Source organism: Dolichospermum sp. LEGE 00240 (assembly GCF_015207875.1).
GTDB classification, from domain to species: Bacteria; Cyanobacteriota; Cyanobacteriia; order Cyanobacteriales; family Nostocaceae; genus Dolichospermum; species Dolichospermum gracile.
In genome coordinates this window covers 21488-28250 of sequence record NZ_JADEVZ010000066.1, presented here as the reverse complement: position 1 = coordinate 28250, position 6763 = coordinate 21488, and the positions used below count along the sequence as shown (strand labels likewise).

Here is a 6763-nt window from a genome sequence, read left to right as displayed (position 1 = left end):
GGGTTGTGGAACGTACTTTTGGCTGGCTGATGGGTTGTCGTCGGTTAGTCAGAGACTACGAGTTATTACCTGAAACCTCTGAGACTTTTATCTATCTAGCTATGATCCGTATCATGCTCAGGCGATTAGCATAAATTTTGACTCCTCAAAACTTTTCAAACATCCTCTCAGGATATCCAGGATTGGGAGAGAAATTAAAAATTGGTATAACATCCGCGTTTATCTGCGTTCATCTGCGTTTAATTGTCAGAATCAGGATTTACAGGATTTGAGGATTTTCAGGATGTTGTTGGATGATTTTTGGTGGGGAGTTGGTGATTTTTATTTGTCTGAATCAGGATGTCCAGGATTTGAGGATTTTCAGGATGTTATTAGATGATTGTTGGTGGGGATTTGGATATTTTTATTTGTCTGAATCAGGATGTCCAGGATTTGAGGATTTTCAGGATGTTATTAGATGATTGTTGGTGGGGAGTTGGTGATTTTTATTTGTCTGAATCAGGATGTCCAGGATTTGAGGATTTTCAGGATGTTGTTGGATGATTTTTGGTGGGGAGTTGGATATTTTTATTTGTCTGATAGCGAAGCGTGGCGTAGCCATATCAGGATATTTTAGGTAATGATAATATCACAATCCTGTACATCCTAAAATCCTGTAAATCCTGATTCAGACAATCCAAAAGTTTACTATATATGCGCGAACAGATTCCCACTCATAACATAAGCATAATCCAATTATCGCATCTTGTCAAGTCTTGACATAAAGAATCATGGAAAAAGTAAAAATCTCCACCGCAAACCAACATCCTGTAAATCCCAAAATCCTGTACATCTTGATTCTGACAATCCACAACCCTATATATATGCGCGGACAGATTTATACTCCTAACATAAGTGTAAACCAAAATTTTCGCCTTGTCAAGTCTGGAAGAAAATTAAATTGTCCCCAGCTTGGTGAGAAAAGAATTTAGAAAGGGCAAATATCGGATATGATTCTGGGATATCCTTAGATAGAAAGGATATTGGCGAAATTAAAGTAGAATGAAGCTGGCAGCAAGAGTAAGTCAGGTAACACCCTCCATCACCTTAGCCATCGCAGCTAAAGCTAAGGCTATGAAAGCCGAGGGGATAGATGTTTGTAGTTTTAGCGCAGGTGAACCGGATTTTGACACCCCAGCGCATATCAAAGCCGCAGCCGCAAAGGCTTTAGATGAAGGTAAAACCAAGTATGGTCCGGCCGCTGGTGAACCAAAATTACGGGAAGCGATCGCACACAAGCTAAAACATGATAATGGTCTTAATTATAAGGCGGAGAATGTCCTTGTCACCAATGGCGGTAAGCATTCTCTGTATAATTTGATTGTGGCATTAATTGACCCGGGTGATGAGGTGATTATTCCCTCACCCTACTGGTTAAGTTATCCCGAAATGGTGACATTAGTTGGTGGTAAGTCAGTGATTGTGGAAACAGATGCTTCCACTGGCTACAAAATCACCCCAGAACAGCTAAAAAAAGCTATTACCCCAAAAACAAAGTTATTTGTCCTTAACTCCCCTTCTAACCCCACGGGAATGGTCTACACGCCGGGGGAAATCAAAGCCTTGGCGCAGGTAATAGTTGATGCAGATATTTATGTTGTCTCTGACGAGATTTATGAAAAGATTCTCTATGATGGTGTAGAACATATCAGCATAGGTTCTTTAGGTGAGGAAATCTTTTCTCGCACCTTAATCAGTAGCGGTTTCGCTAAGGGTTATTCTATGACTGGTTGGCGTTTGGGTTATTTAGCCGGACCTGTGGAAATTATCAAAGCCGCCAGCACCATCCAAGGACATAGTACATCAAATGTGTGTACTTTTGCTCAATATGGAGCGATCGCTGCATTGGAAAGTTCCCAAGACTGTGTAGAGGAAATGCGTCAAGCTTTTGCTAAACGTCGTCAGGTAATGTTTGAAAGACTCAACGCCATTCCGGGTTTGAGTACAGCTAAACCAGACGGTGCTTTTTATCTCTTCCCAGATATCAGCAAAACCGGTTTGAAATCCCTGGAATTTTGCAACGCTATCCTAGAATCCCATCAAGTTGCACTGATTCCCGGTGTCGCTTTTGGTGCTGATAAAAATATTCGTCTTTCCTATGCTACGGATATGGAAACGATTGAAAAGGGAATGGATAGATTAGAGAAATTTGTCCGTTCTCAAATTTAATAGGTAATTGGTGATTGGTAATAGATAATTGGTAATTGGTAATTGGTAATATTATTTGCTTGTCTATTCCCTATTCAACAAACCCATCTCCTTTAAACCCTGATGAAGTCGTTGTGCTTCTTCAGGGTTATTTAGTTCATGGAGACAAATAGCATATTCAAAAGCTTCTAAACTATTTTCGACATCACCAATTTTCAACAGTACCACCCCTAAATTTTGATAAGCTTCTGCATAATCAGGATTCAAATTAATGGCATTATTATAGGCATCAATAGCTTCACTAAATAACCCCATAGCTTTACATACCATGCCTAAATTATAATAACCAATTACAAAATTAGGATCAATTTTTATGGCTGTTTCATAAGCAATTTTTGCTTCTGGTAAGTCGCCGATATTTTTCAATAAATTCCCTAAATTATTGTATCCTCCTAATTTCAAAAGGGGATAGATGGGCAATTTTACCGCAGCTTGATAATGAGAAATAGCTGAAGGTAAATCTTTTAAGTTTGTATAACCAATTCCTAAATGATAATGCAATTCATATAAAATATCATAATTTATATCTTCATCAAAATCAACTGTAACTTTCTGTGGTCGCAAAATTTTCAATTTATTTAATGGTTTTTCTTCTTCATTAACCTGATTACCAATTAATTGATTTAATCCTCGATTTAATAACTCCATACCCCCATTAATTTTCCCCATTTGCATATACAAAGCTCCCAATTTACTGCATACATAAGCATCATTGGGGTGACTGGAAAAAAACTCTTCCATTGCGGCTGCGGCTTTAGCATATTTATTCTGTTCATTAATTACAGCTTTTTGATAACCTGTATGGAGAATTGCTACTCCTGGTAAATAACCGATTTGCCAATGTGGTTCTTGAGTGAGAATTGCGGTGACACTATCATCAATTAAAGCATGATAAGGGCGATCAAAATATATATTGGGATGATGACGAAATAGTCGAGAAACCAGAGAATAAGGTGATTGTGTTGAACCGACTTCTTGACGGACTAGATTAATTACTAGATATTCTTCTTTGCTAATAACTGATTTGAGTAAGGGGATAATTTCATCTGTCAAAGTTTCATCAGCATCTAAAACTAAAATCCAATCACCCGTCACATATTTTAAAGCCTCATTTCGAGCCGAACTAAAGTTATTATCCCAGGGAAAATGATGTACTTTAGCTCCAAATTGTTGAGCGACTTGGGGTGTTTTGTCAGTTGAACCCGTATCGAGAACTACAATTTCGTCAACGAAATTATTAACACTTCCCAAACACTTTGGCAAAGTAGTTTCCTCATTTTTGACAATCATGCACAGACTAACTTTCATCTGGTAACACTATGGTATTTACAACTTTGGTTAATAATACAGCAGGAGTCAAGACTCAATACAATTCAGTTAAGAAACTTTTCTTCTCTCTGTGTCCTCTGTGCCTCTGTGGTTCGTATCTCTGAAAAAATATATTTAAACAGGATGGAAATAATCATAAATATCTTGCGCTAACCGTGAACCAATTCCGGGAACTTCAGCTAATTGTGTAGTTGTAGCTTCACGAATATAATCAAGAGAGCGAAAATGCGCTAATAGCAACTTTTGGCGATTTTGTCCTAAACCGGGAATTTCATCCAAATGCGATCGCTTTAGTTTATCACTTCTTTGTTGACGATGAAAACTGACAGCAAATCTATGAGCTTCATCTCGCAATCTTCGTAATAACTGGACTCCTGGTTGTTCTGAGTCTGTTTCTAAAGGTTTTGATGAGTGGGGTAAAAAGATTTCTTCTCGTTTTTTGGCTAAACTGACAACCCGCAAATCTGCGAATAGATTCATTTCCGTTAAAATCCCCACAACGGCAGATAGTTGACCTTTACCACCATCAATCATAATTAAATCAGGCCAGTCAGTATTACCTAATCTTGCTAATTGCGGATCTTCAATATATTTACGAAATCTTCTCTTAATAACTTCTGCTAAACTAGCAAAATCATCGGAATGACCAATGGTAATATCAGGATTTTTAATTTTATAATGTCGGTAATATTGTTTGGCTGGTAAACCATCAATAAATACGACTTGAGAACCTACTGCATTAGTTCCTTGAATATGAGAAATATCATATCCTTCAATGCGTTTGGGTAAATCTGGTAAGTCGAGAATAGCGGCTATATCTTGGGTTGCTTGTAAATTACTATCACCCAATTTTTGCATTCTTTGTAATTCATATTGGGCATTTTTTTCGACCATTTCTATTAATTCTGCCTTACTTTGTCGCAAGGGATTGAAAATTGTCACTTTTCTGCCTTTGCGTTCTGTTAGAATAGCGGACAAAATCTCACTATCTGGTAAATCATGCTGTACTAAGACTTCGCTGGGAATTTCTACACTTTCTGCTGTTTGATAATGTTCCTCTAAAACTCGTTGTAAAATTGCTCCGGGTTCAGGGTGGGAGTCAGCAACAAAAGCCAAACGTCCCACTAATTGACCGGCGCGAATTTGGAATAATTGAATGTAGGCGTGTTGATCATCGGCGGCTAAAGCGATCGCATCTCGTGATACTGTATCATCAGGTAAGGATACTTTTTGAGCCGCATGGAGGGATTTTAAAGCTGCAATTTGATCACGAATTTTTGCCGCAGTTTCAAAATTCAATTCTGCTGCTGCTGTTTCCATTTGTACTGTTAAAATATCAATTAGTTCCTGAGTTCTGCCTTGAAAAACCATCGCTACTTTTTGGACAATTTTTGCATATTCAACCGGGGAAACTAATTTTTGACAAACACCAGGACAACGACCAATATCATAATTCAAACAGGGACGATCTTTAAATAAAGGTTGTGGTCTTTGTCGTAAAGGAAAAATCTTTTTACACAAATGGACAATTTCTCGTAATAAACCGGAATCTGTATAAGGACCGTAGTATTTATCTTTGGCTTTTCCTAATTGACGTTTGCGGGTAATGAAAATGCGCGGATATTCATCTGACCAAGTAATGCACAGATAAGGATATTTTTTATCATCTTTGAGTAAGACGTTAAAATATGGCTGATGCTGCTTAATTAAATTGGCTTCTAGTGCTAATGCTTCAGCTTCGGTATCAGTGACAATAAATTCAATTTCTGTCACCAACTTAACCATTGTGTTAATCCGTTCCGTCTTGTTGGTGGAGTCGCGGAAATAGGAACGGACACGAGAACGCAATTTACGAGATTTACCTATATATATTAGGCGATCGCTGCCATCCCGCAACAAATAAACCCCCGGTTCTGGGGGAATTTCTCCCAGCCGATTTTCTAACCGTTCTGGGTTCTTATACAGTGGTAAGATTTGCTCAGATGTAGTCACAAATGTATTTTATATAACTTCACTATTTACCTGTCTTGATTTTAAACCATAAATTAAAAATACTATAGCTGCTATATCATAACCTTAGATAAGTAAACACACTCCATAGGAAGATGCAGAGAAATAAAAGTAGATTTACATTAATCCTGGTGTGTCGAATAACTGCTTTTTATGAGGGTTTAGCATGAAGCTAAACCTTTTTTTATCAACCCACATTCCCCACTTCATTAGAAAAAATTAGGTATGGAGACTTATGCTAGACCTATTCAACAACATCAGGATAAGTACCCACGTCAGAGTAATTTTAGCTGACCCAAAGGCTACCTTGTTTACCTTTTGTCTGCCTTAGTTGCCTTCATTCAAGTGTGAAATACGACTGTCATTAGGGGGAGAAAGGCGAGGAGAAAAATCCGCCAGGATGGTAATTGTGCTGCTGACATTGGTTCAGGTGGTGTTAATAAGGCTTCAATTCTTTGTTCCAAGCGATCGCCTGTCCCCAAAGCCGCACAACAAATATCTGAGATTGTGGAGTTTTTGCTAACGACCAATAGCAATGATTCTGCTAATATTAAAGGATCTACTTGGGATGCAGCATAACTATCGGCCCGTAATTCTCGCAAAACTAACAATTCTTGCCATAAAGGCTCGGTATTTGGCAACCAAGCGGTACAAGAACGCATCCAGCCCAGCCAAAAGAACCAAAACGTATCCCTATACTGATAATGCCCTTGTTCGTGGGCTAAAACACTTTCTAGATGGGCTGGAGAGAGAATTTGTAGTAGTCCTTGACTAACGACTAATTCAGGTTGCCAAAAACCCATTTGTCCCGCAAATAAAGCTTGAGTTTCTAGGAGTCGGGCAGATTTACCATCTAGGGTAATTTGGGGGCATTCACGGGCGGATTGAATGGATTTCCAGCCCTGAAAAGCTAGTTTGATACCGAAGATATTAAAAAATCCCAGAAAAATTAAGGACAGGAGATAGCTAAAAGAGTCGGTATACATTCCGCCCATTTTTCCCTGAGTCCCCATACAGACTACAGCGGTAACTGTCATGAAGATGAGTAAGGGGGGAAAAAGGAATAAAAATAGGGTTTTTTGCCAGCGTAAATACCAATTTCCCCGGGGAATTTTGCCAAAAAATCGCAACCACCAAGCAATGGTAACAGCGATGATAATCATCAGTAAGTGCATAA

General features: G+C 38.5%; 6 protein-coding genes. 3 read left to right on the top strand and 3 right to left on the bottom strand.

All coding sequences use genetic code 11. From position 1 onward, the window contains the following. From IQ226_RS18950 to IQ226_RS18940, 3 genes are all read left to right on the top strand, one after another. On the top strand, positions 1 to 134 hold a 134-nt coding region (locus IQ226_RS18950), incomplete at its 5' end, for a transposase (protein WP_193897896.1). Positions 135 to 375: 241 nt separating this feature from the next. Then, positions 376 to 543, top strand: coding sequence for a hypothetical protein (locus IQ226_RS18945; RefSeq protein WP_193897894.1), 168 nt, complete (start codon positions 376 to 378; stop codon positions 541 to 543). A 498-nt stretch (positions 544 to 1041) separates the two neighbouring features. Continuing rightward, complete coding sequence (locus tag IQ226_RS18940) at positions 1042 to 2208, top strand: pyridoxal phosphate-dependent aminotransferase (RefSeq protein ID WP_193897893.1); 1167 nt, start codon at positions 1042 to 1044, stop codon at positions 2206 to 2208. Positions 2209 to 2271: 63 nt separating this feature from the next. Here IQ226_RS18940 and IQ226_RS18935 read toward each other — a convergent pair whose 3' ends face one another. The 3 genes from IQ226_RS18935 to IQ226_RS18925 form a co-directional block, all read right to left on the bottom strand. Further along, entirely contained in the window at positions 2272 to 3537 is a 1266-nt protein-coding gene (locus IQ226_RS18935; RefSeq protein ID WP_255539985.1) for a tetratricopeptide repeat protein, read from the bottom strand. 153 nt (positions 3538 to 3690) lie between these two features. Further along, positions 3691 to 5568 (bottom strand): excinuclease ABC subunit UvrC, encoded by a 1878-nt coding sequence (gene uvrC / locus IQ226_RS18930; protein ID WP_193897888.1) that lies wholly within the window; start codon positions 5566 to 5568, stop codon positions 3691 to 3693. A 359-nt stretch (positions 5569 to 5927) separates the two neighbouring features. Further along, positions 5928 to 6761, bottom strand: coding sequence for a M56 family metallopeptidase (locus IQ226_RS18925; RefSeq protein WP_193897886.1), 834 nt, complete (start codon positions 6759 to 6761; stop codon positions 5928 to 5930). Positions 6762 to 6763 lie beyond the last annotated feature (2 nt).

Bases quoted from the DNA above. Each gene is read 5' to 3' on its own strand.
- IQ226_RS18940 (WP_193897893.1), top strand. From the start codon at position 1,042: ATGAAGCTGGCAGCAAGAGTAAGTCAGGTAACACCCTCCATCACCTTA.
- IQ226_RS18945 (WP_193897894.1), top strand. From the start codon at position 376: ATGATTGTTGGTGGGGATTTGGATATTTTTATTTGTCTGAATCAGGAT.
- IQ226_RS18925 (WP_193897886.1), bottom strand. From the start codon at position 6,761: ATGCACTTACTGATGATTATCATCGCTGTTACCATTGCTTGGTGGTTG.
- IQ226_RS18935 (WP_255539985.1), bottom strand. From the start codon at position 3,537: ATGATTGTCAAAAATGAGGAAACTACTTTGCCAAAGTGTTTGGGAAGT.